Below are 1582 nucleotides of genomic sequence, written 5' to 3' on the forward strand. Positions count from 1 at the left end.
GCCAGTCGGTGAACCCGCTCGTGCGCGCGGACCCCGTCGAGCTGCTTCGCCGGCTGATCGACCAGAGCGATGGCGGGCCGGACGGCGACGACGTGGACGAGATCGAGGAGCGGGGGTCGGAGACGCGGGAGGTGCTCGGCCAGTCCGTCGAGGTGACGACGTTCGAGGCGCAGGTGGACCTGGACGTGGACGAGGAGGCGCTGGCGGACGCGGAGGGTGTCGAGGAGGCCGAGGGGCTCGACGACGGCGAGGTGCCGGCGCTCGTCCACGTGGCGACCGTCGAACACCGCGAGGACGTGATCGCGTTGGTGGGTGTCCATCCGCAAGCGGTCGAGGAGCGGGGGACGCTGCTGTCGCTGATGGAAGCCGTCGAACACTGAAGGCGGCGGGGGTGAGCGGCCCTTGGCGGAACGAGCGGCCCTTGGCGGAACGAGCGACCCTTAACGGAACGAGCGCCACCGGACGAGCTGTGACCGGTCGACTGGGTCGAGGTCGTTCGAGCGGATCGGTTTTTGTCGTGTCGACGTCCCCGGACGGGCTACTCCTCGACGACCTCGATCCGGCCGCCCATCCCGATCGCTTGGTGTGGCTCGCAGATGTACTCGTAGACGCCGGGCTCGCTGAACGTGTGTTCGAAGATCCCGTGGCTCTGGAGCGGCGATTCGAAGGTCCCGTCGCGCGCGACGACGTTGTGCGACCCGCCCTCGCCGGTCCACTGCCAGACGACGGTCGCGCCGACGCTCACGCGCACGTTCGCGGGCTCGACGGAGAGCCCGTTATCGCCCGCGCCGACGAGGACCTCGACCGGGCTCCGGCCGGTCTCGTCGACATGTTCGCGGGTGTCGTCGCCGTCGCCGTTACCGTCGCCACTGTCGGGCTCGTCTTCCGCCGCGATCGCTTCCTCGGCCTCGTCGAGCCAGCTCGGCTCGCTCACGGTGACGGGCTCGCCGAAGGTCCCGTTCGCGTGGGTGCGGAGGCGGTCGCCGTCGTCGAGCTCGACGTCGACGTGGATGTCGACGACGACGCCGTCGGCGTCGATCTCGATCGTACAGGCGTTGAACGCGGCGAACTCGTCGGCCGTCGTGTCGGTCCCCTCGACGACGTAGACGCCCCGCTCCCCGTCCCAGCGGGGCTCGTCGAAGGTGAACGTCTCCCCGGCGTCGGCGTACGCCTCGATCGGGAACCCGATCTCCGAGACGAACTCGTCGTAGTCGCCCGACTCCCGGCTGTACTCCGGCTCGCCGTCGCTCCTGGGGGTTCGCTCGCGGACCGTGAACGAGCCGTCGCTGGCGTACACGTCGGTCCCGTACGTCGCGTCGCGGCGCGTGTCGGGGCGGACCGTCTGCTCGTCGGATTCGCCGAAGCCGAACCGGCCCTCGCGGTCGGTCGGGTCGCCGATCGCGGTGAGCGCGGCGCTGTTCTCGACGGCGAGGTCGGTGGTGTCGCCGTCCGCGTGGGCCGCGTAGAAGCCGCTGTAGGTGAACGGCTCCGTCTCCAGCGCGTCGAGGGTGGTCGCCAGCGCCGCGTCGAGGTCGAAGCCGTCCGCGACCGTCTCCGGCGGGTCGTCCGGTTCGGGGTCGGC

Annotated in this window: 2 protein-coding genes; one reads left to right on the forward strand and one right to left on the reverse strand. The window is 70.9% G+C overall.

From position 1 onward, the window contains the following. A partial coding sequence (locus tag ACFQEU_RS15610; RefSeq protein WP_379783655.1) for a DUF6517 family protein occupies window positions 1-380 on the forward strand: 380 nt, incomplete at its 5' end. Window positions 381-538: 158 nt separating this feature from the next. Here ACFQEU_RS15610 and ACFQEU_RS15615 read toward each other — a convergent pair. After that, window positions 539-1582, reverse strand: a 1044-nt coding sequence (locus ACFQEU_RS15615; protein ID WP_379783657.1) for a plastocyanin/azurin family copper-binding protein, incomplete at its 5' end; no start/stop codon positions are given.

Source organism: Halorubrum tibetense (genome assembly GCF_042661865.1).
Classification (GTDB): domain Archaea; phylum Halobacteriota; class Halobacteria; order Halobacteriales; family Haloferacaceae; genus Halorubrum; species Halorubrum tibetense.